This is a genomic window from Pseudomonas frederiksbergensis, assembly GCF_000802155.2.
Classification (GTDB): Bacteria; Pseudomonadota; Gammaproteobacteria; order Pseudomonadales; family Pseudomonadaceae; genus Aquipseudomonas; species Aquipseudomonas frederiksbergensis_A.
Window position 1 is genome coordinate 82,080 of the sequence record NZ_JQGJ02000018.1, and the last position, 22,693, is coordinate 104,772.

23 protein-coding genes are annotated in these 22,693 nt (G+C 61.5%); 18 read left to right on the forward strand and 5 right to left on the reverse strand.

Annotated elements, in window-relative coordinates; all coding sequences use genetic code 11:
- Positions 1 to 111: 111 nt before the first annotated feature.
- Positions 112 to 714, reverse strand: coding sequence for a LysE/ArgO family amino acid transporter (locus JZ00_RS24270; protein ID WP_039593813.1), 603 nt, complete (start codon positions 712 to 714; stop codon positions 112 to 114).
- Positions 715 to 811: 97 nt separating this feature from the next.
- Here JZ00_RS24270 and JZ00_RS24275 point away from each other — a divergent pair, with 97 nt between their 5' ends.
- The 4 genes from JZ00_RS24275 (at position 812) to JZ00_RS24290 (ending at position 4,771) form a co-directional block, all read left to right on the forward strand.
- On the forward strand, positions 812 to 1,705 hold the full coding sequence (locus tag JZ00_RS24275; protein WP_039593814.1) for a LysR family transcriptional regulator ArgP: 894 nt from the start codon (positions 812 to 814) through the stop codon (positions 1,703 to 1,705).
- Positions 1,706 to 1,761: 56 nt separating this feature from the next.
- Positions 1,762 to 2,754, forward strand: coding sequence for an NAD-dependent epimerase/dehydratase family protein (locus JZ00_RS24280; protein WP_039593815.1), 993 nt, complete (start codon positions 1,762 to 1,764; stop codon positions 2,752 to 2,754).
- A gap of 107 nt (positions 2,755 to 2,861) precedes the next feature.
- Positions 2,862 to 3,740, forward strand: a complete 879-nt coding sequence (locus JZ00_RS24285) for an ATPase (protein ID WP_039593816.1) — start codon at positions 2,862 to 2,864, stop codon at positions 3,738 to 3,740.
- A 188-nt stretch (positions 3,741 to 3,928) separates the two neighbouring features.
- The gene (locus JZ00_RS24290) at positions 3,929 to 4,771 is read left to right on the forward strand and encodes a cache domain-containing protein (protein ID WP_039593817.1); all 843 of its coding nucleotides are present in this window, start codon (positions 3,929 to 3,931) and stop codon (positions 4,769 to 4,771) included.
- Between the two features lie 72 nt (positions 4,772 to 4,843).
- Here the strand turns inward: JZ00_RS24290 and rapA are convergent, their stop codons facing one another.
- Positions 4,844 to 7,690, reverse strand: coding sequence for an RNA polymerase-associated protein RapA (gene rapA, locus JZ00_RS24295; protein ID WP_039593818.1), 2,847 nt, complete (start codon positions 7,688 to 7,690; stop codon positions 4,844 to 4,846).
- A 249-nt stretch (positions 7,691 to 7,939) separates the two neighbouring features.
- Between rapA and JZ00_RS24300 the strand changes: the two genes are divergently transcribed.
- The 3 genes from JZ00_RS24300 (at position 7,940) to ccoM (ending at position 8,797) form a co-directional block, all read left to right on the forward strand.
- Positions 7,940 to 8,281 (forward strand): hypothetical protein, encoded by a 342-nt coding sequence (locus JZ00_RS24300; RefSeq protein WP_039593819.1) that lies wholly within the window; start codon positions 7,940 to 7,942, stop codon positions 8,279 to 8,281.
- Between the two features lie 92 nt (positions 8,282 to 8,373).
- A complete protein-coding gene (locus JZ00_RS31285) occupies positions 8,374 to 8,535 on the forward strand; it encodes a hypothetical protein (RefSeq protein ID WP_196304749.1) in 162 nt (53 codons plus the stop codon).
- A gap of 145 nt (positions 8,536 to 8,680) precedes the next feature.
- Positions 8,681 to 8,797: a cytochrome c oxidase subunit CcoM gene (gene ccoM, locus JZ00_RS31815; RefSeq protein WP_025212288.1), complete on the forward strand. Its 117-nt coding sequence runs from the start codon at positions 8,681 to 8,683 to the stop codon at positions 8,795 to 8,797.
- A gap of 185 nt (positions 8,798 to 8,982) precedes the next feature.
- On the opposite strand, the gene JZ00_RS24310 is transcribed toward ccoM, so the two are convergent.
- Complete coding sequence (locus JZ00_RS24310; RefSeq protein ID WP_039593820.1) at positions 8,983 to 10,458, reverse strand: inorganic phosphate transporter; 1,476 nt, start codon at positions 10,456 to 10,458, stop codon at positions 8,983 to 8,985.
- A 354-nt stretch (positions 10,459 to 10,812) separates the two neighbouring features.
- Entirely contained in the window at positions 10,813 to 11,013 is a 201-nt protein-coding gene (locus tag JZ00_RS24315) for a hypothetical protein (RefSeq protein WP_039593821.1), read from the reverse strand.
- 559 nt (positions 11,014 to 11,572) lie between these two features.
- Here JZ00_RS24315 and pcaR point away from each other — a divergent pair.
- The 11 genes from pcaR (at position 11,573) to pcaC (ending at position 22,318) form a co-directional block, all read left to right on the forward strand.
- Complete coding sequence (gene pcaR, locus JZ00_RS24320; RefSeq protein WP_039593822.1) at positions 11,573 to 12,415, forward strand: pca regulon transcriptional regulator PcaR; 843 nt, start codon at positions 11,573 to 11,575, stop codon at positions 12,413 to 12,415.
- 109 nt (positions 12,416 to 12,524) lie between these two features.
- Positions 12,525 to 13,871, forward strand: coding sequence for an MFS transporter (locus JZ00_RS24325; RefSeq protein WP_039593823.1), 1,347 nt, complete (start codon positions 12,525 to 12,527; stop codon positions 13,869 to 13,871).
- A gap of 239 nt (positions 13,872 to 14,110) precedes the next feature.
- The gene (locus tag JZ00_RS24330; RefSeq protein ID WP_039593824.1) at positions 14,111 to 14,971 is read left to right on the forward strand and encodes a CoA transferase subunit A; all 861 of its coding nucleotides are present in this window, start codon (positions 14,111 to 14,113) and stop codon (positions 14,969 to 14,971) included.
- Positions 14,968 to 15,747 (forward strand): CoA-transferase subunit beta, encoded by a 780-nt coding sequence (locus JZ00_RS24335; RefSeq protein ID WP_039593825.1) that lies wholly within the window; start codon positions 14,968 to 14,970, stop codon positions 15,745 to 15,747. The genes JZ00_RS24330 and JZ00_RS24335 overlap by 4 nt, the downstream gene beginning before the upstream one ends.
- The gene (gene pcaF, locus JZ00_RS24340) at positions 15,744 to 16,949 is read left to right on the forward strand and encodes a 3-oxoadipyl-CoA thiolase (protein WP_200900498.1); all 1,206 of its coding nucleotides are present in this window, start codon (positions 15,744 to 15,746) and stop codon (positions 16,947 to 16,949) included. The genes JZ00_RS24335 and pcaF overlap by 4 nt, the downstream gene beginning before the upstream one ends.
- Before the next feature lie 35 nt (positions 16,950 to 16,984).
- The gene (gene pcaH, locus JZ00_RS24345; protein WP_039593827.1) at positions 16,985 to 17,689 is read left to right on the forward strand and encodes a protocatechuate 3,4-dioxygenase subunit beta; all 705 of its coding nucleotides are present in this window, start codon (positions 16,985 to 16,987) and stop codon (positions 17,687 to 17,689) included.
- 1 nt (position 17,690) lies between these two features.
- Positions 17,691 to 18,257, forward strand: coding sequence for a protocatechuate 3,4-dioxygenase subunit alpha (pcaG, locus tag JZ00_RS24350; protein WP_039593828.1), 567 nt, complete (start codon positions 17,691 to 17,693; stop codon positions 18,255 to 18,257).
- A 140-nt stretch (positions 18,258 to 18,397) separates the two neighbouring features.
- On the forward strand, positions 18,398 to 19,693 hold the full coding sequence (locus tag JZ00_RS24355) for an MFS family transporter (RefSeq protein ID WP_039593829.1): 1,296 nt from the start codon (positions 18,398 to 18,400) through the stop codon (positions 19,691 to 19,693).
- 44 nt (positions 19,694 to 19,737) lie between these two features.
- Positions 19,738 to 21,102 carry a 3-carboxy-cis,cis-muconate cycloisomerase gene (locus JZ00_RS24360; protein ID WP_039593830.1) on the forward strand — a complete coding sequence of 455 codons (1,365 nt, stop codon included), beginning with the start codon at positions 19,738 to 19,740 and terminating at the stop codon, positions 21,100 to 21,102.
- 12 nt (positions 21,103 to 21,114) lie between these two features.
- Entirely contained in the window at positions 21,115 to 21,915 is an 801-nt protein-coding gene (pcaD, locus tag JZ00_RS24365; RefSeq protein WP_039593831.1) for a 3-oxoadipate enol-lactonase, read from the forward strand.
- A gap of 10 nt (positions 21,916 to 21,925) precedes the next feature.
- Positions 21,926 to 22,318 carry a 4-carboxymuconolactone decarboxylase gene (gene pcaC / locus JZ00_RS24370; RefSeq protein ID WP_039593837.1) on the forward strand — a complete coding sequence of 131 codons (393 nt, stop codon included), beginning with the start codon at positions 21,926 to 21,928 and terminating at the stop codon, positions 22,316 to 22,318.
- A 149-nt stretch (positions 22,319 to 22,467) separates the two neighbouring features.
- Here the strand turns inward: pcaC and JZ00_RS24375 are convergent.
- Positions 22,468 to 22,693 (reverse strand): OprD family outer membrane porin (locus tag JZ00_RS24375; RefSeq protein ID WP_152668465.1); only part of this gene is annotated, 226 nt, incomplete at its 5' end.

Sequence of the window (22,693 nt, forward strand, 5' to 3'; positions counted from 1 at the left end):
CGCCGGGGAGTTTGTACTCTTTGCGGCGCAGGAGTCGGATCATAGCACCGGGGGTGCGGCATAACCACGCAACAACTGTGTGGAATAGAGGTTCCAGAGCGGTTTGGAATATCAGCCCGATACGATCAGTTGCGCTGCCACCGTGAACATCATCACCGCCACCAGCAGGTCGAGGACGCGCCAGGTCGTGGGGCGGGCCAGCCAGGGGGCGAGCCATGCGGCGCCCAGGGCCAATGTGGAAAACCACAACAGCGAAGCACTGGCCGCGCCCACGACATAGGCGCCAGGCACGCTCTGCTGGGCGCCGAGGGAGCCGATCAGCAGCACGGTGTCGAGGTACACGTGCGGGTTGAGCAGCGTGACCGCCAGCGCGCTCAGCAGCACGGTTCCCAAGGACCGCGCGACCTGCTTGTCATCGCGCTGCAGGCTCTGTCTCGAACAGGCCCGACGCAGCGCCTGACTGCCGTACCAGAGCAGGAACGCAGCACCGCCCCAACGAGCGATCGAAAGCAGCAGCGGGCTCTGGGCCAACAGCGTCGCCAGGCCGAACACTCCGGCGGCGACCAGCAGCGCATCGCAGGCGATGCACAGCGCAGCCACCGGCAAGTGATGCTCGCGGCGCAGGCTCTGGGCGACAACGAACGCGTTCTGCGCGCCGATCGCCATGATCAATCCAAGGGCCACCAGCAGGCCATTCACATAGCTTTGCCACATAGCGTCGTCACTCCAATGGTTCACAATTGCTGGCCATTGTCCGGCTCATAGATGTATAAGAAAAACCAATCTTGCTGATCGGCCATAAGGAAAAATGATGTTTGACTACAAACTGCTTTCCGCCCTGGCAGCCGTCGTCGAGCAAGCAGGCTTCGAGCGAGCCGCGCAGGTGTTGGGATTGTCGCAATCAGCCATCTCCCAGCGGATAAAACTGCTGGAAGCGCGAATCGGCCAGCCCGTGCTGGTGCGTGCCACGCCCCCGGTGCCTACCGAAATCGGTCGTCGGCTGCTCAACCACGTGCAACAGGTCCGATTGCTGGAGCGCGACCTGCAAAGCCAGGTGCCCGCCCTGGACGAAGAGGGACGGCCGGAACGCCTGCGCATCGCACTCAACGCCGACAGCCTGGCCACGTGGTGGGCCAGCGCGGTGGGGGAGTTCTGTGCCGAGCAGCATGTGTTGCTCGATCTGGTGGTGGAAGACCAGACCGTAGGTCTCAAGCGGATGCGCGCCGGAGAAGTCGCCGCTTGCCTCTGCGCGAGCGAGCGCCCCGTGGCCGGTGCGCGCAGCGTGTTATTGGGGGCCATGCGCTACCGGGCGCTTGCCAGCCCCGCCTTTATCGCTCGGCATTTCCCCGAGGGGGTGCGTGCCGACCTGCTGGCCCGCACGTCGGCCCTGGTGTTCGGTCCGGATGACTTCCTGCAGCACCGGTACCTGGCTGCCCTCGGGGTCGAGGGCGGCTTCGAACATCATTTATGCCCATCGTCCGAAGGTTTCATTCGCCTCATCGAGGCAGGGCTTGGCTGGGGCCTGGTGCCCGAGCTGCAAGTGCGCGAGGCACTGGCACGCGGCGACTTGGTGGAACTGCTGGCAGATAAGCCGATTGATGTGCCGCTGTACTGGCATCATTGGCGCAATGGCGGTCAGTTGCTCGGTTTGTTGACCGAACAACTGATTGCAGCGGCAAGCAGCAAGCTGCAAGTGTTGAGCTGATCGCAACTGGCTCGCAGCTCGTGGCTTGTGGCTCGAAATTGGTCTAGGAGCACTTCATGAAAATTCTGGTCACCGGCGCAAGCGGCTTCATTGGCGGGCGCTTTGCGCGTTTCGCCCTGGAGCAAGGCCTGGGGGTTCGGGTCAATGGTCGCAGGGCTGAAAGCGTCGAGCATCTGGTGACGCGTGGCGCCGAATTCATCGCGGGCGACCTGGGCGACCCGATGCTGGCCCGCGACCTGTGCCGCGATGTCGACGCCGTGGTGCATTGCGCCGGTTCGGTGGGGCTCTGGGGACGCTACCAGGACTTTCACCAGGGCAATGTCCAACTCACCGAAAACATCGTCGAGGCTTGTCTCAAGCAGAAGGTCCGGCGATTGGTGCACCTTTCCTCGCCCTCCATCTACTTCGATGGTCGTGATCACTTGGGATTGACCGAGGAACAGGTGCCCAAACGCTTCAAGCATCCCTACGCCGCCACCAAATACCTGGCCGAGCAGAAAGTCTTTGGTGCCCAGGAGTTCGGCCTGGAAGTACTGGCCTTGCGTCCGCGATTCGTCACCGGCGCCGGCGACATGAGCATCTTTCCGCGCCTGCTTAAAATGCAGCGCAAGGGGCGGCTGGCCATTATCGGCAACGGCTTGAACAAGGTGGATTTCACCAGCGTACAGAACCTCAACGAAGCGCTGCTGAGCAGCCTGCTGGCCACCGATTCGGCCTTGGGAAAAGCCTACAACATCAGCAACGGGGCGCCCGTTCCGCTGTGGGATGTGGTCAATTATGTGATGCGGCAGATGGAAGTCCCGCAGGTCAGGCGTTACCGCTCTTATGGGCTGGCCTACAGCGTCGCGGCCCTTAACGAAGGGTTTTGCGCGATCTGGCCCGGACGGCCTGAACCGACGCTGTCGCGCCTGGGCATGCAAGTCATGAGCACCAATTTCACCCTGGATATCAGTCGTGCCCGGCATTATCTCGATTATGATCCGAAGGTCAGCCTGTGGGCGGCGCTCGATGAATTCTGCGCCTGGTGGCGCAACCAGCATGGCCGCTGATCGCCCCGTCATGAACCGAGTGCCCGGTTCGGGGTCAATGGGTGCGGCGGGCGAGGGGGTTATACTCGCCGCATCGAGTCACCACCGATTTTCCAAAGGTTGAACCCATGCCCACGCGTAACGATGCCAACGACGACTTCGACGATGTACCGAGCCTGCGGATGCGGGCGGACATCCCCGATGACGATGACTTCCTGAGCAACCGCCAGCCCCACGTGCAGGCGCGTCCGGCGTCCGTCGCCGCGGCCAAGGTCAAGGCTCCGACCACCGGGCCGCTGTGGGCATTGGTCGGCGCCTTGCTCTGCGCACTGGCTTTCCTGGCGTGGTGGAGTTTCCAGCAGATTTCCATGATGGAACAACAATTGGTGGCCACTCAGGAAAGCTTCGCCCGGATCAGTGAGGACGCGGCTGGTCGCCTGCAGGACATTTCCGGCAAGGTGGTCGCCGGACAATCCAACGTCATGAGCGACAGCGAAGCCTTGAAACTGCAGATCAAACAGTTGGAAAACAAGCTGCAGGAGCAAAACCGGCAATTCGAGGGCAAGCTGCAAGAGCAATATAAGGCGCTGCAAGGCGCGTTCGGCCCGTCCGCCGACCTCGACACACAACTGGCCAAGATGATCGCCCAGGCTTCGCAACAGGAAAACACCAACACCCAGCTGCAAGCGTCCAACAAGGAACTCCAGGCCCAGGTCAAGGCGTTGGCGGCCGAAGTGTCGGCCTTGAAGAACCAAGGCGAGGGCGGTGCCCTGGATGCCCAGCTCAAGAGCATCGGTGCCGACATCACGGCCTTGAAACGCGCCACTTCCAACTCGGCCATCGACCGTCTGGAGCAAGACATGGTCGTGCTCAAGAGCCAACAGGAAAACCGTTCCGGCAACACCGCCGAGTTCGATGCCTTCCGTGGCCAGGTGACGCGCAACATCAACACCCTGCAATCGCAGATCCAGTACCTGCAACAGCAACTGAGCAACCGATCCCAGTAACGAACCCTGTGCGAGCCTGCTCGCGAAGACGCCAGCCTGTCCGGCATCTTCATTGAGCTGATGTTGCCATCGCGAGCAGGCCGCTCCCACCGGGGTTGCAGGTTCACCTGCAACAGTCCGCTGAATACTCGAACATTACCCTGCGGCGTCTACGCTCTTGGAACACCAACAAGAACGAGGGCGTGCCCATGGGTTTTATTCGAAGGACGGCCTGGCTGGCTGCGATGATGGTGCTGATGCTGGGACAGGCCCAGGCTGCTACGCCGGATGACGGCCAGGCTGCCCGGACGCTGCTCGAAAAGGCCCTGGCTTATTACCATGACCAGGGTGACAAGGCGTTTGCCGCGTTCAGCCGCCAAGGCGAATTCGTCGACAAGGACCGCTACGTGTTTGTGGTCGATACCGAAGGCGTGATGCTTGCCAGCGGCGGGCCCTCGTCCGCGCTGATCGGTCGAGACGTGTCCGAGGTGTTGGGGCCGGATTTACGCAAGGCTTTCAAGGACGCCCTGAAGATCCCTGAAGGCAGCGGTATCCAGCAGGCCGAGTACCGCTGGCACAACTGGGCGGATGGCAAGGTCGAGCGCAAGCACGTGTATTTCCAACGAGTGGGCGAGCGGATCCTGGCGGTCGGCTACTACCTGCCCAGGGCGTCGGCCGATCAGGCCAGGGCGCTGCTGGACAAGGCCGCCGGTGATCTATCGAAGAACGAGAAAGCCACCCTGACGGCGATCAATTCCCTCAAGGGCGGCTATCTTCAGGACGATCTGTATGTCTTTGTCGTTGATCTCGATACTCGCCGTTATGTTGGGCACGGCACTAACCTGCGCCTGATCAACACCGATTTCACCAAGGTCAAGGACCCGGATGGGAAACCGGTGGGCGAGCCGATCCTGGGCATGATGGGCAAGCAGGAAACGGGGGAGTACGAATATCGCTGGAAGAATCCGGTGACGGGGAGGGTTGAAAACAAGCATGCGTATTTGAAGAAGGCGGGACGGTTGTTGGTGGCGGTGGGGTATTACAGTCCTTGATCTTTGGTTTCTGGGTGTATAGCAGCTGCCGCAGCAACGGCTATACACCCAAGACCATGAACCCAGCCGAAATCAGCCCGCCACCAATACCCGAATCGCCTCCAACCGCAACGCCGCCTTCTCCAGCATCGCCAACCCTTGCTCACGCTGCTGGCGCAAGGCCTCCAGCTCGCTATCCCGAACGGTAGGGTTGACCGCTTGCAGGGCGGTCAAACGTGCCAATTCTTCTTCGGTATCAGCCGCAAGACGACGTTGAGCCTCGGCCACGCGCTCGGCATGGCGCGGGGTGATCTTCTGCTCGCCGGCGTTGATCCGCGGCGCGAGCTGGTCGCGCTGGGCCTGGATGAACTTGTTGGCGCTGGCGCGGGGCACGCTTTCGAGCTGGTCGTTCAGGGTTTCGAACGAGACCCGGGCGGCCAGGTCGTTGCCGTTGGCGTCCAACAGGCAGCGCAGGGCGGCCGGTGGCAGGTAGCGACCCAGTTGCAGTGAGCGCGGCGCAACCACCTCACTGACATAGAGCAGCTCCAGCAACACAGTGCCGGGCTTGAGCGCCTTGTTCTTGATCAGCGCCACGGCGGTGTTGCCCATGGAACCGGACAGCACCAGGTCCATGCCGCCTTGCACCATCGGGTGCTCCCAGGTAATGAACTGCATGTCTTCGCGAGACAAGGCCTGGTTGCGGTCGTAGGTGATGGTCACGCCTTCGTCGTCGCCCAAGGGGAAGCTGGCGTCGAGCATTTTTTCGCTCGGCTTGAGGATCAGCGCGTTGTCGGAGTGGTCCTCGCTGTCGATGCCGAAGGCGTCGAACAAAGTCTCCATATAGATCGGCAGGGCAAACTGGTCGTCCTGTTCGAGAATGGCTTCCACCAGCGCATCGCCTTCACCCGCGCCGCCGGAGTTGAGCTCCAGCAGGCGGTCACGGCCGGTGTGCAGTTCGGCTTCCAGGCGCTCGCGTTCTGCGCGGGCCTCGTCGATCAGCGCTTGCCAATCGCCATCGTCGGCTTCTTCCAGCAGCGGCAGCAGGCGCGGGCCGAACTGGTGCTGCAAGGCATTGCCGGTCGGGCAGGTATTGAGAAAGGCATTCAGCGCTTCGTGATACCACTGGAACAGCCGCGCTTGCGGGCTGGTTTCCAGGTAGGGCACGTGCAGCTCGATTGTGTGTTTCTGGCCGATACGGTCCAGGCGGCCGATCCGCTGTTCCAGCAGGTCCGGGTGCGACGGCAGATCGAACAGGACCAAGTGATGAGCGAACTGGAAGTTGCGACCTTCACTGCCGATTTCCGAACAGATCAATACTTGCGCGCCGAATTCTTCATCGGCGAAGTAAGCGGCGGCGCGGTCGCGTTCCAGAATGTTCATGCCTTCATGGAACACCGTGGCCGGGATGCCGGAGCGTACGCGCAGGGCATCTTCCAGGTCCATGGCAGTTTCGGCGTGGGCGCAGATCACCAGGACCTTGGTGCGCTTGAGCATTTTCAGCTGGTCGATCAGCCATTCGACGCGCGGGTCGAATTTCCACCAGCGCTCTTCTTCGCTGGCGTCCGGCTGGGCCTGGAAGCTGACTTCCGGGTACAGCTCGGCGTGATCGCCCAGCGGCAGTTCGAGGTATTCGTCCGGGCAAGGCAGCGGATAGGCGTGCAGCTTGCGCTCCGGGAAGCCCTGTACGGCGGCGCGGGTATTGCGGAACAGCACCCGGCCGGTGCCATGGCGGTCGAGCAATTCGCGAACCAGGCGGGCGCTGGCTTCGATGTCGCCATCATTGACGGCGGTCAGCAGCGCTTCGCCTTCGTTGCCCAGGAAACCATGGATGGTCTGGTGGGCTTCGGGCGACAGGCGACCTTTGTCCAGCAGTTCCTGGACGGCTTCGGCCACCGGGCGATAGTTCTCGCTTTCGGCGCGGAAGGCTTGCAGGTCGTGGAAGCGGTTCGGGTCCAGCAGGCGCAGGCGGGCGAAATGGCTGTCCTGGCCCAATTGCTCCGGCGTCGCGGTCAGCAGCAGTACGCCGGGAATGGTTTCGGCAAGTTGCTCGACCAGTGCGTATTGGGGGCTGACATGGTCTTCATGCCAGACCAGGTGATGGGCTTCGTCGACCACCATCAAGTCCCAGCCGGCGGCAAACAGCGCGTCCTGGGCCTTCTCGTCGTCTACCAGCCACTCCAGCGCCACCAGCGCCAGTTGGGTGTCTTCGAATGGATTGCTGGCATCGCTTTCGATGAAACGTTCTTCGTCGAACAGCGCAACCTGCAGATTGAAGCGTCGGCGCATTTCCACCAGCCATTGATGCTGGAGGTTTTCCGGGACCAGGATCAGGATGCGGCTGGCGCGCCCGGAAAGCAGCTGGCGGTGGATGATCAGGCCGGCTTCGATGGTCTTGCCCAGGCCCACTTCGTCCGCCAGCAGCACGCGTGGCGCAATGCGATCAGCCACTTCGCGGGCGATGTGCAGTTGGTGGGCAATGGGTTGGGCGCGGACGCCGCCCAGGCCCCAGAGCGGGGACTGCAATTGGCGGCTGGTATGTTCCAGGGTGTGGTACCGCAGGGAGAACCAGGCCAGTGGGTCGATCTGGCCGGCAAACAGGCGGTCGCTGGCCAGGCGGAACTGGATAAAGTTCGACAGCTGGGTTTCCGGCAGCGTGACGACTTCGTTCTGCCCATTCAGACCGTGGTAGACCAGCAATCCGTCGACATCGTCGACTTCGCGCACGGTCATTTTCCAGCCTTCGAAATGAGTGATCACGTCGCCCGGCGAAAACCGAACGCGGGTCAGGGGCGCATTCCGTAGCGCGTACTGGCGAGTGTCGCCAGTGGCCGGATAGAGCACGGTCAACAAGCGGCCATCCTGTGCCAGAACGGTGCCTAAACCCAGCTCGGCTTCGCTGTCACTGATCCAGCGTTGCCCCGGTTGATACTGCTGCGCCATGCTGCCTGACTCCCGCCGTGAAAAAGCCGGCTATCTTAACGGAATGAGCCGCCAGACCAAAGGATTTACGCACATATCCCGGCCTCATGCAGGCTTGCCCCGTCAACCTGGCCAAGGGAACTTAAACGGGTTGCGCGATCAAACAAGCTTGTGGGCCGGCAGGGCGGAATGCCAACCGGGTCACAACTTTCGGACCAGCGGTTAAAGCTGGCCCCGCCACAGCCGACAACCTGAAGACAGGAGACCTTTATGTTGCCACCCATGCTTCCTTTGAGCGCCGTACCCGTTACCGCGCAGCAGGATCCGATCCGTCCGCGACCGGATATTCCGCCCGTGGTCCCTGTCCAGCAAAGCTCCAACGAAAGCACCATCGACCTGCAAAAGCGTGATCCTGAAGAAACCGCTTTATTGCTGCGCGAGGAACAGCGTCGCCAGCAGGACCGGGAACGGCGCCGCCGTGAAGCCGATGAAGATCCCGAGGAGCACCTGGCGGTGCCGGGCACCGAGCTGAACGCCGATAACACCGTGCCGGTCGTACCGCTGGTGGAAGGAGAGGCGCGCCAAGGCCTGTGGGTCGATATCCAGATCTGATCCAGGCCTGCCGAGACGGTCGGGCTGGTCAAGGCCGGCTACAGTCCGCATCATGGGCGCATTCGCAATTCACCGTACGATGCCGACACACCATGAGCCAAGAAAACAAGCTGATTGACCTGGGCGCTGAGCGTGCCAAGCGCGTTCACGACCTCAATGAAAAACGCCTCAATGAAGTTCGCCAGGCTTTCGAGCAGGCCATGCCGCTGGGCAAACCAAAGAAAAAACCGAAAAACAAACCGAAAAAGCGCTAAGCCCCCCTCGATTCATTGATGCAGATCAGTTATTCCCCCTCCTTTTCGCTCCGTCGCGAGCGTTATTGACGCCGGTCAATTTTCATCCAGGCCTGATTGGTTAACTTGGCTCCAACGAAACAGGGGCAAGACCAGGAGGCCAGTCATGTTTTTCGATAATGTGGTGTTTGCCGGTGTGTTGACGGTTGGCCTCATGTTCGTGTTCTTCGCAGGTTTTGGATTATTCATCTGGAAAGATGCACACAAGCGCAAGAAGCCGTAGGTCTTTCCAGCGACAACGAGCACGCAAGGCATTTTGGGCGACTTCGGTCGCCCTTTTTTTTGGGCAGACTTTCCTGTTTCACACAAAAGCCATTTGTGGGAGCGTGCTCGCAGGAGTCAGGTGTCCGGGCATAAAAAAAGGTGCGAACCGCAAGGAACGCACCTTTTTCAATTACTGCCGAGGGCTCAGCCGCTGATGGCCTTGGACGCCAGCCAGAACAGCGCCGCCGACAGCGCCACTGTCGCCGGCAAGGTCAGCACCCAGGCCAGGAGGATGGTCTTGACCGTGCCGCCTTGCAGGCCGCTCTTGTTGGCGACCATGGTGCCCGCCACGCCGGAAGACAATACGTGAGTGGTGGAAACCGGCAGGCTGAAGATGTTCGCCGCGCCAATCATGCAGGCGGTGGTGATCTGGGCCGACATGCCTTGGGCGTAGGTCATGCCTTGCTTGCCGATCTTCTCGCCGATGGTCAGTACCACGCGTTTCCAACCGACCATGGTGCCAAGGCCCAGTGCCAACGCGACCGCCAGGATTACCCAGAACGGTGCGTATTCGGTAGTCGCCGTCAGGTCCTTGCGCAGCTTGTTCAGGTCGTCTTTCTCACGCGCCGCCAAGCCTGGCAGCTTGCCGACCTTCTTCGCCGTGTCATCCAGGCAGAGCAAGTAGCGGCGCACCTCGATACGGCTTTCCGACGGCAGCGAATGATAGTCCGCAACGCCTTTCAGCGTGTCGAGCAGCGCGTTGATGGTCGGTTCGGTCTGTTGCGGGTTGCAGCGGAATTTCTCCGGCAGGTCGCCTTCGACGCTCTTGCCCAAGGCGAGGAATTCGCCAAGGGACTCACTGTTACGCTTGTAGAACTGGCTCAAGTGCAGGGTCGCGTCACGAGTCCGCTCGATCTGGTAGGTGGTGCTGTTCAGGTCGAGAACGAACTGTGCGGGCACGATACCGATCAACACCAGCATGATCAGGCCGATACCTTTCTGGCCGTCGTTGGAGCCATGGACGAAGCTGACGGCCATGGCGGAGATCACCAGTACCAGGCGATTCCAGAATGGCGGATGTTTCTTGTCGTCGATCTTGCGGCGCTGTTCCGGCGTCTTGTGCATCTTCGACAGCGGGCGCCACCATTTCAGACTGATCAACACCAGGGCGGCGATCAGGAAGCCGGCCATGGGCGAGAACACCAGGGAAGCCCCGATATCGATCGCTTTCTGCCAATTCACCCCATCGCGCAGCGCAATGTCGTTGATCAGTGCGTTGGCCAGGCCGACGCCGAGGATCGAGCCGATCAGGGTATGGGAGCTGGACGCAGGGATACCGAAGTACCAGGTGCCCAGGTTCCAGGTGATGGCCGCCGCGAGCAGCGAGAACACCATGGCCAACCCGTGTCCGGTGTTCACGTTGATCAGCAGTTCCACTGGCAGCAAGTGAACGATGGCATACGCCACCCCCACGCCACCCAGCAGCACGCCGAGGAAATTGAACACACCGGAAAAGAACACCGCCAAGTGAGGCGGCATGGCTTTGGTGTAGATAACAGTGGCAACCGCGTTAGCGGTGTCATGAAAGCCGTTGATGAACTCGAAGGCGAGGACAAAAGCCAGGGCGAGCAAGAGGCTCACGAGCACCCAAGCATCCAGTCCGCTGAATAAATCGATCATGAAGGTTTTCTGACCCGGTCATAAGGGGGCGCGATTATGCCAGAAAACCTCACTAATCGATGCATTGCCTGCTAATCGGTAACAATCTTCTGCTAAGCGACCGGGGCCGGGCCTGTCCCGTGCGGGGTCCGTTTGGGAGGCGCAAGCCTTTGTTTACAAGGCCAAAAGCCCTGTTGCCGGGTTCGCCTCGGTTGGGACCAGCAGGGGGAAAAAAACTGAAGGGAGGAGCGATCTTTCCAGTTCCCCGACCGATGGCTGGGCAGTAAAGGTGGCCCGCTTTTGGCGGGCATTCCTTTGCGAATCCGGCCTGGGTGGCGACCGGACACGGTCGGCAAGAACATCAAGTGCGCGAGGTCATCCTTCTTCGGTCTTGAGTTCCTTCTCCATCTTTTGAAGTTCCTGGCTGAAAGCCTGGTCCTGAACGGTGGCGCGTTTACGCCAAGGTTTGCGTTCCGGCTCGGGCTGCGCGGCGTAGGTGGTGATCTCCCCGCCGTAGACTTCCTTGTAACGTTGTTCCTGGCGCTCAAGTTCCGCGCGCAGTTCGTCTTTCGTCACAGTATTACCTAATGAATTGAAATTAATCTGGTGATACGCACTGCATGCGGTCATGCAGACGGCCACGGCACCAGAGCTGACAGCTGACGTAGCATCAGGACTTCGGGATATTGCCGATACAGGGGAAGCGGTCATGGGTGCTTCACGCACCGGCTGCCGGCACAACAGTAGAGAACTGCAGTGCCTGCGGACAGGACAGGCCGAATGGCCGCACCGTCACTGAGCGCATTATAGCGGTCCATCTGAATAACACTATCGGTAAAAGTTAAAACAACCGTCGCCTTGTGTGAACCAATGTTTGTTTGTACTAGTTGTGTCAACAGAGTTCCGAGACGTGCCACAAGTTCAATAATGGGCGTGCGTTTGCCAATTCAATCGCCAGGCTGTTTTATTCTCAGCTGAGCGAGCGCATTGGCACGGTATCGAAAGGCGCTGGGTCGTTCGCGCGAATTGCGATTATCGGTCGCCGGTTCGATAATCGAACGGTCTTGGTGGCCAAGTCCTTGCCTCTGGGCCGGGCAGCCGCTTGTAATAGCCGTCAATCTCCCGAGGACCGGACATGAATGACCAATTGCGCAACGCCTTCACGTCAGTAGCGCCGCCGATTGTCGCCTCGCCGGCCAAGCGGATCCAGGCCATGACGGGCGATCCGGATTTCATGACCTCACTCGCCCGTGGGCTGGCCGTGGTCCAGGCTTTCCAAGAGCGCAAGCGGCACCTGACCATCGCTCAAATCAGCCATCGCACGGAAATTCCCCGCGCGGCTGTCCGCCGTTGCCTGCACACCTTGATCAAGCTCGGTTATGCGACCACGGATGGACGTACCTATTCATTGCTGCCCAAAGTCCTGACCCTGGGCCATGCCTATCTGTCGTCGACGCCGTTGGCCGTGTCCGCCCAGCCCTATCTGGATCGCATGAGCGAACAGTTGCATGAGGCCTGCAACATGGCCACGCTCGAAGGCGACGATATTCTCTACATCGCCCGGTCGGCGACGACCCAGCGATTGATTTCCGTGGACTTGTCCGTCGGCGGCCGGCTGCCGGCCTACTGCACGTCCATGGGCAGGATCCTGTTGGCGGCTTTGGATGACGCTTCCCTGCGCGATTACCTCGACCATGCCGATCTGCAAGCCAAGACCAGCCGGACCCTGCATACACCCGAGGCGCTCCTTGAATGTTTGCAGCAGGTTCGTCAACAAGGCTGGTGCATCGTCGATCAGGAATTGGAACAGGGCCTTCGCTCGATTGCCGTGCCGGTCTATGACGCGTCGGGCCAAGTGGTCGCGGCGCTGAACGTCAGCACCCATGCCGGGCGTGTCAGCCGCAATGAGTTGGAGCAACGCTTCCTGCCGGGCCTGCTGGGGGCCAGCCGCGATTTGAGCGCGCAGCTGTTCTCTTAACCTGTTCGATAAACGCACACACTCGGCTGTGGCGAATTGACGGTATTCGCCCGGCCTCATTAATGTCGCGCAGCGTCATCTGGCGTTTCTTGCGTGGAATAAAAATAAAATGAACCAGCCCCAGACTTCCGTAGGCACTTGCCTCGATGTGCAGTCCTTCATCAATGCTCAACCGATCTCGCGTTATCAATGGCGCGTGGTCATTCTCTGTTTCCTGATTGTTTTCCTCGACGGCCTCGATACCGCGGCAATGGGCTTCATCGCGCCGGCCCTGTCCCAGGATTGGGGCATCGACCGGGCCAGCCTTGGGCCGGTGATGAGTGCCGCGTTGATCGGCATGGTCTTCGGCGCGTTGGGTTCCGGCCCGTTGGCCGATCGCTTTGGGCGCAAAGTCGTGCTGGTCGGGGCCGTCGTCCTGTTTGGCGCGTTCAGCCTGGCCTCGGCCTACAGCACCAATGTCGACCAATTACTGGTGTTGCGTTTCCTGACGGGCCTGGGCCTGGGCGCTGGCATGCCGAACGCTACGACGCTGCTTTCCGAGTACACGCCGGAGCGCAAGAAGTCACTGCTGGTCACGAGCATGTTCTGCGGCTTCAACCTTGGCATGGCCGGTGGCGGTTTCATCTCGGCCAAGTTGATCCCTGCATTCGGCTGGCACAGCCTGCTGCTGATTGGCGGCGTCCTGCCATTGATGCTCGCGGTCGTGCTGTTGTTCTGGTTGCCGGAGTCGGCGCGTTACCTGGTGGTGCGTAACCGTGGCACGGACAAAGTACGCAAGACCCTGGCGCCGATTGACCCGCCGACCATCGCTCAGGCGTCCAGCTTCAGCGTGCCGGAACAGAAAACCGTTAAGGCGCGCAATGTGTTGGCGGTGATTTTCTCGGGCACGTACAGCGCGGGGACGTTGTTGCTGTGGCTCACCTATTTCATGGGCCTGGTAATTGTTTATCTTCTGACCAGCTGGTTGCCGACCCTGATGCGCGACAGTGGCGCGAGCATGGAGCAGGCGGCGTTCATCGGCGCGCTGTTCCAGTTCGGTGGGGTGCTTAGCGCCGTTGGCGTGGGCTGGGCGATGGACCGGTTCAATCCGCACAAGGTCATCGGTATTTTCTACCTGATGGCCGGGATATTTGCCTACGCGGTAGGGCAGAGCCTGGGCAATATCACTCTGCTAGCGACCTTGGTGCTGGTGGCCGGGATGTGTGTCAACGGCGCCCAGTCGGCGATGCCGTCCCTCGCGGCGCGTTTCTACCCGACCCAGGGCCGGGCCACCGGTGTTTCGTGGATGCTGGGCATCGGCCGGTTCGGCGCTATCCTGGGCGCCTGGATGGGCGCCACGCTGCTGGGGCTGGGGTGGAACTTTGAACAGGTCCTGACCGCGTTGGTCATCCCCGCAGCCCTGGCGACCACGGCGGTGGTGATCAAGGGCATGGTCAGCCATGCGGATGCGACCTGAGATTTTCTGAGCCTGAGTCCTCACCTGTGGCGAGGGAGCAAGCTCCCTCGCCACAGGTCCCGCGTGTTTTCGATGGCAGGGCAAATCGATAGCCAAACAACAATCTGTTCGATAAACGCACACTGTGTCGATTATCGGATTGTTTTGCCGTCTTCCCGAAGCTTAATCTTCAGCCACTCCGGCGCTTGATCTCGCGCTGCTTCTTCATGTCGGTCTACTGGAAAACGGGAGCCTGCCCCATGGCTGAAATCCTTTCGCTGCACGACGCGGTGAAGCAATTCGTCAACGACGGCGATACCGTCGCGCTCGAAGGCTTCACCCACTTGATCCCGACAGCGGCGGGTCATGAAATCATTCGTCAGGGCAAAAAAGAACTGACCCTGGTCCGCATGACGCCCGACCTGATCTATGACCAATTGATCGGCGCCGGTTGTGCTCGCAAGCTGATTTTTTCCTGGGGGGGCAACCCTGGCGTGGGCTCGTTGCACCGGTTGCGTGACGCGGTGGAAAAACAATGGCCGCACTCACTGGAAATCGAGGAGCACAGCCACGCCGACCTGGCCAATGCCTACGTCGCCGGCGCCTCCGGCCTACCGTTCGCGGTGCTGCGAGCCTACGCCGGTTCCGACCTGCCGAAGGTCAACCCGCTGATCAAGAGCGTGACCTGTCCCTTCACTGGTGAAGTCCTGGCCGCCGTGCCTTCGGTGCGTCCGGACGTTACGGTGATTCACGCGCAGAAAGCCGACCGCAGGGGCAACGTGCTGTTGTGGGGCATCCTCGGCGTGCAGAAAGAAGCCGCCCTGGCTGCCAAGCGTTGCATCGTCACCGTGGAGGAAATCGTCGACGACCTGAACGCGCCGATGAACGCCTGCGTGCTGCCGACCTGGGCATTGAGCGCCGTGTGCCACGTCCCCGGCGGTGCTCATCCGTCCTACGCCCACGGTTACACCGAACGTGACAACCGTTTCTACCAGGCGTGGGATCCGATCGCCCGGGACCGTGAGACCTTTACCGCATGGATCAACGAATACATCCATGGCACCCGGGACTTCAGTGAATTCCAGGCCCGATTGGCAGCCGCTTCGCAGGTGAAACCATGAGCTACTCCACCAACGAAATGATGACCGTCGCCGCGGCGCGGCGCTTGAAGAACAATGCCGTGTGCTTCGTCGGCATCGGCCTGCCGTCGAAAGCGGCCAACCTGGCGCGGCTGACTTCGTCACCCGATGTAGTCCTCATCTACGAATCCGGCCCGATCGGTGCCAAGCCCAGCGTATTGCCGCTGTCCATCGGCGACGGTGAACTGGCTGAAACCGCCGACACCGTCGTCCCGACCGGTGAGATTTTTCGCTACTGGTTGCAGGGCGGACGTATCGACGTCGGTTTCCTCGGCGCGGCCCAGGTCGACCGTTTCGGTAACATCAACACCACGGTGGTGGGCGACTACCATCAACCGAAAGTGCGCTTGCCGGGTGCCGGTGGCGCGCCGGAGATCGCCGGTTCCGCCAAGAGCGTGCTGATCATCCTCAAGCAGTCGGCGCGTTCGTTTGTCGACAAGCTGGACTTCATCACCTCGGTCGGTCACGGCGAAGGCGGCGATTCGCGCAAGCGTTTGGGCCTGCCGGGCGCCGGCCCGGTAGGGATCATCACTGACTTGTGCATCATGGAGCCGGAGGCCGGCAGCCATGAATTCGTGGTCACCTCCCTGCATCCCGGCGTCACCCGCGAGCAAGTCATTGCGGCCACCGGGTGGGCGATCCGTTTCGCCGATCAGGTGCAGACTACCGCCGAGCCGACCGAAGTGGAGCTGCGCGCATTGCGCGACCTCGAAGCCCGTACCGCGTCGGCCCATGGCCAGACACCGGGAGAAGCCTGATGCGCGACGTTTATATCTGTGATGCGATTCGAACCCCCATCGGCCGGTTTGGTGGCGGTTTGGCCGCCGTGCGTGCCGATGACTTGGCGGCGGTGCCGATCAAGGCACTGATGGAGCGCAACCCATCGGTAGATTGGAACGCAGTGGACGAGGTGTTTCTCGGCTGCGCCAACCAGGCCGGCGAGGACAACCGCAACGTGGCGCGCATGGCGCTGCTGTTGGCGGGCCTGCCGGAAAGCATTCCCGGCGTGACCGTCAATCGCCTCTGCGCCTCGGGCATGGACGCCATCGGCACCGCGTTCCGCGCCATTGCCTGCGGCGAGATGGAACTGGCCATCGCCGGCGGTGTTGAATCGATGTCCCGCGCGCCGTTCGTGATGGGCAAGGCCGACGCGGCGTTTTCCCGCAACATGAAGCTGGAAGACACGACCATCGGCTGGCGCTTCATCAACCCATTGATGAAAGCCCAGTACGGCGTGGAAGCGATGCCGCAGACAGCGGATAACGTGGCTGACGATTACACAGTCTCCCGCGCCGATCAGGATGCTTTCGCCGTGCGCAGCCAGCAACGGGCGGCAGCGGCCCAGACATGCGGTTTTTTCGCCGAGGAAATAGTGCCGGTGCGCATCGCCCATAAAAAAGGCGAAACCGTGGTCGAGCAGGACGAGCATCCCCGTGCGGACACTACCCTGGAGACCTTGAGCAAACTCAAGCCGGTCAATGGCGCTGACAAGACTGTCACCGCCGGCAACGCTTCGGGAGTCAACGATGGCGCGGCGGCACTGATCCTGGCATCGGCCGAAGCGGTGAAAAAACATGGCCTGACGCCGCGCGGCAAAGTGCTGGGCATGGCCAGCGCCGGCGTTGCGCCACGGGTGATGGGCATCGGCCCGGTGCCGGCGGTGCGCAAGCTCACGGAACGTCTGGGCCTCGCGGTGGCGGATTTTGATGTGATCGAGCTCAATGAAGCGTTTGCCAGCCAGGGTCTTGCGGTGCTGCGGGACCTGGGGCTGGCCGACGATGCGCCGCAGGTCAACCCGAACGGCGGCGCCATCGCCCTCGGCCATCCCCTGGGCATGAGCGGGGCGCGGTTGGTGATGACGGCGCTGCATCAATTGGAAAAAACGGGCGGCAAGAAAGGCCTGGCGACCATGTGCGTCGGCGTCGGCCAAGGTCTGGCGCTGGCGATCGAACGCGTCTGACGGTCGCTCTACTAATAAGAACCGAGGAATGCTTCATGACTGACAAGCCTGGTTACCGTCGCCCGCAAGCGGGCACTCAGCCGGAGTACCTGCACCCGTCCTACCAGTCCACCAACCTGCGCTCGCCGTCGAAGCCGCTGGTGTATTTGCCCCATTCGCTGTCGGAAATTACCGGCCCGACCGTAGGTGCTGATCGCCTGAAGGAAAAGGACCACGACCTGACCGCCCAGCATGCCGGTGAGCCGCTCGGCGAGCGGATCATCATCCACGGACGCGTGCTGGATGAGCATGGCCAGCCGGTGCCGGGCATCCTCGTGGAGATCTGGCAGGCCAACGCCGCCGGTCGCTATAACCATGACCGCGACAACCATGACGCGCCGCTGGACCCGAACTTCACCGGCACTGGTCGCACCGTCACCGACGCCGATGGCTGGTATCAGTTCCAGACCATCAAGCCCGGCGCCTATCCGTGGGGCAACCACCACAACGCCTGGCGCCCGGCCCATATCCATTTTTCACTGTTCGGGCCGAGTATCCTGACGCGCCTGGTGACGCAGATGTATTTCCCGGGCGACCCGTTGCTGGAATACGACCCGATCTACAACTGCGTGCCGGACACCCGTGCCAAGGAACGCCTGATCGCCCGTTTCGACCTGGAAAAAACCGTCCCTCACTACGCCCTCGGTTATCGCTGGGACATCGTCTTGCGCGGCCGCGATGCCACGCCGATGGAGAAATAAGATGACGCTCAACGCCACTACATCCCATACCGTCGGGCCTTACTACCACATCGGCCTGACGTGGCTGAACCGTGAAGACCTGACCGACGCCCAGACCCTCGGCCAGCGCGTGGCGATCACCGGGCAGGTGGTCGATGGCAATGGCCAATTCGTCAACGACGCGATGCTGGAAGTCTGGCAGGCCAACGCCGCCGGCAAATACGCCCATCCGGAAGATGACCAGGACAAACCCCTGGACCCGCACTTCGAAGGTTTCGGCCGGGTGCCGGTGGATGCCGAAGGGCGCTTCCGCTTCACCACCATCAAGCCGGGCACTGTGCCGGGGTTGGGCGGTACGACCCAGGCGCCGCATCTTGTGGTGCTGGTGTTCGCTCGCGGGTTGGTCAAGCACTTGCTGACGCGGATCTACTTTGACGGTGAACAGGCCAACGAAGCTGACCCGCTGCTGGCCTGCGTGCCCGAGGAGCGTCGCGGCACCATCATCGCCAAGCCGGATGCGTCGGGGATGTATCAGTGGAATGTGATCCTGCAGGGCACGGATGCCGAGACGGTGTTCTTCGATTACTGATTGAAACCCGTGGCGAGGGCGCACCGCTCTGAGAGCGCGCTTGCTCGCGATGGCGGCGCGGTGCTTGAAAGCCTGTTTGTGGAACGGGACTGTTACGAAGTGTGTCTAGACGTCGTCAGTCCCCAACGAGTGAATAGCCTATGACCACCCCAATCAGCCACTACACCGGTGAGGAGCGCAGCAAACGCATCTTCGCCATCGTCGGTGCCTCATCCGGCAACCTGGTCGAATGGTTCGACTTCTATGTCTATGCATTCTGCGCGATCTATTTCGCGCCGGCGTTCTTCCCGTCGGACAACCCCACCGTGCAACTGGTCAACACCGCAGGTGTGTTCGCCGCCGGGTTCCTGATGCGGCCCATCGGTGGCTGGATTTTTGGCCGGGTGGCGGACCGTCACGGGCGCAAGAATTCGATGATGATCTCAGTGCTGATGATGTGCTTCGGCTCGTTGCTCATCGCCTGCCTGCCCACCTACAACGACATCGGCGTCTGGGCGCCGGTGCTGTTGTTGTTCGCTCGTTTGCTGCAAGGCCTGTCGGTGGGCGGCGAGTACGGCACCACCGCCACCTACATGAGCGAAGTCGCACTGAAAGGCCAGCGCGGCTTCTTTGCCTCGTTCCAGTACGTGACGTTGATTGGCGGCCAACTGCTGGCGGTGTCGCTGGTGGTGATCCTGCAACAGTTTCTCAACGAAGACGAATTGCGTGCCTACGGCTGGCGGATCCCGTTCGTGGTCGGCGCCGTGGCGGCGTTGATTTCCCTGTTCCTGCGCCGCTCGCTGAAAGAAACCAGCAGCAAGGAAATGCGCGAAAACAAGGACGCCGGCAGCATCGCGGCGTTGTTTCGCGACCACAAGGCGGCGTTCATCACCGTACTGGGCTACACCGCCGGCGGTTCGCTGATTTTCTACACCTTCACCACTTATATGCAGAAATACCTGGTGAACACCGCCGGCCTGCACGCCAAGACCGCCAGCTACATCATGACCGGCGCGCTGTTCCTCTATATGTGCATGCAGCCGCTGTTCGGCATGCTGGCGGACAAGATCGGCCGGCGTAATTCGATGCTCTGGTTCGGTGGCCTGGGCGCGCTGTGCACGGTGCCGATCCTGCTGACGCTCAAAAGCATCAGCAGCCCGTTCCTGGCATTCGTCCTGATCACGCTGGCGCTGGCGATCGTCAGTTTCTACACCTCCATCAGCGGCTTGGTGAAAGCCGAAATGTTTCCACCTGAAGTGCGCGCGCTGGGAGTAGGGTTGGCCTACGCGGTGGCGAATGCGATTTTTGGCGGATCGGCCGAATACGTCGCCTTGAGCCTGAAGGCCCAGGGCATGGAAAACGCCTTTTACTGGTATGTCACGGTGATGATGGTGGTGGCGTTTCTGTTCAGCCTGCGCCTGCCCAAGCAACCGGCGTATTTGCACCACGACCTTTGACCCAACCGCGCCGGCCGTGAGGCCGGCGCACCCAAGGATTGTTTATGAGCGAACGACCGGGCAATCAGCTGTTCGATGCCTACTTCACCGCCCGCGACATGCGCGAAGTGTTCTGCGATGCGGGGCGGGTGCAAGCCATGCTGGATGTCGAGGCTGCATTGGCCCGGGCACAAGCGCGAGTGGGGTTGATACCCCAGGACGCCGTGGCGCCGATCGAGAACGCCTGTCGTGCCCAGCTGTACGATTTTTCGGCGTTGAGCGAAGCGATTGCCAGCGCCGGCAATTCGGCGATCCCGCTGGTCAAGGCGTTGGGCAAGCGCATCGCCACCGACAGCGCCGAAGCTGAGCGTTACGTGCATTTGGGCGCCACCAGCCAGGATGTAATGGACAGCGGGCTGGTGCTGCAACTGCGCCAGGCGTTGGGCCTGATCGAGTATGAGTTGGCGCAACTGGCGATCACCCTGGCCCGACAAGCCGAACGTTATGCCGCGACGCCGCTGGCCGGACGCACCTGGCTGCAACACGCCACGCCGGTGACCCTGGGCATGAAGATCGCCGGTTGGCTGGGGGCAATCACCCGCAGTCGCCAACGCTTGCGCGAACTCAAGCCGCGCTTGCTGGTGCTGCAATTCGGCGGCGCGTCCGGGACGCTCGCTGCCTTGGGTGAACATGCTCTGCCGGTCGCCGAGGCGCTGGCTGCCGAGCTGCAATTGGACCTGCCGGAACAGCCGTGGCACACCCAGCGCGATCGCCTGGTGGAGTTCGGTGCGGTGCTGGGCCTGATCGCCGGCAGCCTGGGCAAGCTGGGGCGCGATATGAGTTTGTTGATGCAGACCGAGGCCGGCGAAGCGTTCGAACCCTCTGCGGCGGGCAAGGGCGGTTCGTCCACCATGCCCCACAAGCGCAACCCCGTGGGAGCTGCCGTGCTGATCGGCGCGGCAACACGGGTGCCTGGCCTGCTGTCGACGCTGTTCAGCGCCATGCCCCAGGAACACGAGCGCAGCCTGGGCCTGTGGCACGCCGAATGGGAAACCCTGCCAGAGATCTGCTGCCTGGTATCGGGCGCGCTGCAACAGGCGCGCCTGCTGGCCGACGGGCTGGAGGTGGATGCCGTTCGCATGGCCCGCAACCTGGAACTGACCCAAGGGCTGGTGCTGGCTGAAGCGGTGAGCATCGTCCTGGCCCAGCGTGTGGGGCGTGATACCGCGCATCATCTGCTTGAACAATGCTGCAAGCGCGCCGTGGCCGAACAGCGGCATCTGCGCGCTGTGCTCGGCGATGAACCGCAAGTCACCGCACAGTTATCCGCGACCGAGCTGGACCGCCTGCTCGACCCGGCCCATTACCTGGGACAAGCCCGGACCTGGGTCGCCCGGGCCGTGGCCGAACACCTTGCCTTGAACGCCTGAAAGGAGATTGTTGTGGGATTCGTCAAACTCGCCGAGGGCGATCTGAACTACCGATTGGACGGGCCGGAAGATGCACCAGTGCTGGTGCTCTCCAACTCCCTGGGCACCGACCTGCATATGTGGGACGAGCAGATCCCGGCCTTCAGTGAACACTTTCGTGTGCTGCGTTTCGACACGCGAGGTCATGGCCAGTCGCTGGTGACCGAAGGCCCCTACAGCATCGAACAACTGGGTCGCGATGTGCTGGCGATGCTTGATCAGTTGAATATCGACAAGGTGCATTTCTGTGGCTTGTCCATGGGCGGGTTGATCGGTCAATGGCTGGGAATCAACGCCGGCGAGCGGCTGCTCAAACTGGTGATCTGCAACACCGCAGCCAAGATCGGCGACCCATCGGTGTGGAACCCGCGCATCGAAACCGTGCTGCGCGACGGCCAAGCGGCGATGGTGGCGCTGCGTGACGCCTCGATTGGCCGCTGGTTTACGCCGGACTTCGCCCAGGCGCATCCCGCGGCGGTAAAGAAAATCACCGACATGCTGGCTGCGACCTCGCCCCAGGGTTATGCGGCCAACTGCGCGGCGGTGCGTGATGCCGATTTGCGCGAGCAACTGTCGTCGATCCGCGTGCCGTTGTTGGTCGTGGCAGGCACCGAAGATGCGGTGACGCCGCCGTCGGGCGGGCACTTTATCCAAGCGCGCGTCAGTGGCGCCGAATACGCCGAGTTCCATGCCGCGCACCTGTCCAACGTCCAGGCTGGCGCTGCTTTCAGCGCGCGGGTGCTGGATTTCCTGCTTGATTCTGGCCGTGCCTGAGGAGTTTTTTGTGGACGAGAAACAACGTTACGACGAAGGCATGCAAGTGCGCCGCGCCGTGCTGGGCGATGCCCATGTCGATCGCAGCCTCAATGCCCTGACCGAATTCAACAGTGAATTCCAGGAGATGATCACCCGCCATGCCTGGGGCGACATCTGGACCCGCCCGGGCCTGCCGCGCCATACCCGCAGCCTGATCACCATCGCCATGTTGATCGGCATGAACCGCAACGAAGAACTCAAGCTGCACCTGCGCGCCGCCGCCAACAATGGCGTGAGCCGTAGCGAGATCAAGGAAGTGATCATGCAGAGCGCCATTTATTGCGGCATTCCGGCGGCCAATGCCACTTTCCATCTGGCCGAGTCGGTCTGGGATGAACTGGGCGTCGAATCGCGGGATTAAGACATTTCCCCGATCCCTGTGTGCGAGCCTGCTCGCGAAAGCGGTGTGCCAGTTAGCGATGATATTGGATGTGCCAAAGTCATCGCGAGCAAGCTCGCGATAGCGATAGATAAGCCAACATCAATGCCGACTGGCCCACCACGTCAGCTTTACAGCAAACTGATTGGATAGCTGACGATCAATCGGTTCTCATCGAACTCATTGGTGCTGAAATCCCGACGCATCGTCGAGTTACGCCACTTCACATTCAGGCTCTTCAGCACACCGCTCTGCACGGTGTAGGCCAGCTCACTCTCGCGACCCCATTCCTTGCCATCATCGACGGTGGCGGTGTGCACGTTGTCACCGCTGATGTAGCGGTTCATCAGGGTCAAG

Coding starts and splice junctions, on each gene's coding strand:
- JZ00_RS24270 (WP_039593813.1), bottom strand. CDS start 714: ATGTGGCAAAGCTATGTGAATGGCCTGCTGGTGGCCCTTGGATTGATC.
- JZ00_RS24275 (WP_039593814.1), top strand. CDS start 812: ATGTTTGACTACAAACTGCTTTCCGCCCTGGCAGCCGTCGTCGAGCAA.
- JZ00_RS24280 (WP_039593815.1), top strand. CDS start 1,762: ATGAAAATTCTGGTCACCGGCGCAAGCGGCTTCATTGGCGGGCGCTTT.
- JZ00_RS24285 (WP_039593816.1), top strand. CDS start 2,862: ATGCCCACGCGTAACGATGCCAACGACGACTTCGACGATGTACCGAGC.
- JZ00_RS24290 (WP_039593817.1), top strand. CDS start 3,929: ATGGGTTTTATTCGAAGGACGGCCTGGCTGGCTGCGATGATGGTGCTG.
- rapA (WP_039593818.1), bottom strand. CDS start 7,690: ATGGCGCAGCAGTATCAACCGGGGCAACGCTGGATCAGTGACAGCGAA.
- JZ00_RS24300 (WP_039593819.1), top strand. CDS start 7,940: ATGTTGCCACCCATGCTTCCTTTGAGCGCCGTACCCGTTACCGCGCAG.
- JZ00_RS31285 (WP_196304749.1), top strand. CDS start 8,374: ATGAGCCAAGAAAACAAGCTGATTGACCTGGGCGCTGAGCGTGCCAAG.
- ccoM (WP_025212288.1), top strand. CDS start 8,681: ATGTTTTTCGATAATGTGGTGTTTGCCGGTGTGTTGACGGTTGGCCTC.
- JZ00_RS24310 (WP_039593820.1), bottom strand. CDS start 10,458: ATGATCGATTTATTCAGCGGACTGGATGCTTGGGTGCTCGTGAGCCTC.
- pcaR (WP_039593822.1), top strand. CDS start 11,573: ATGAATGACCAATTGCGCAACGCCTTCACGTCAGTAGCGCCGCCGATT.
- JZ00_RS24325 (WP_039593823.1), top strand. CDS start 12,525: ATGAACCAGCCCCAGACTTCCGTAGGCACTTGCCTCGATGTGCAGTCC.
- JZ00_RS24330 (WP_039593824.1), top strand. CDS start 14,111: ATGGCTGAAATCCTTTCGCTGCACGACGCGGTGAAGCAATTCGTCAAC.
- JZ00_RS24335 (WP_039593825.1), top strand. CDS start 14,968: ATGAGCTACTCCACCAACGAAATGATGACCGTCGCCGCGGCGCGGCGC.
- pcaH (WP_039593827.1), top strand. CDS start 16,985: ATGACTGACAAGCCTGGTTACCGTCGCCCGCAAGCGGGCACTCAGCCG.
- pcaG (WP_039593828.1), top strand. CDS start 17,691: ATGACGCTCAACGCCACTACATCCCATACCGTCGGGCCTTACTACCAC.
- JZ00_RS24355 (WP_039593829.1), top strand. CDS start 18,398: ATGACCACCCCAATCAGCCACTACACCGGTGAGGAGCGCAGCAAACGC.
- JZ00_RS24360 (WP_039593830.1), top strand. CDS start 19,738: ATGAGCGAACGACCGGGCAATCAGCTGTTCGATGCCTACTTCACCGCC.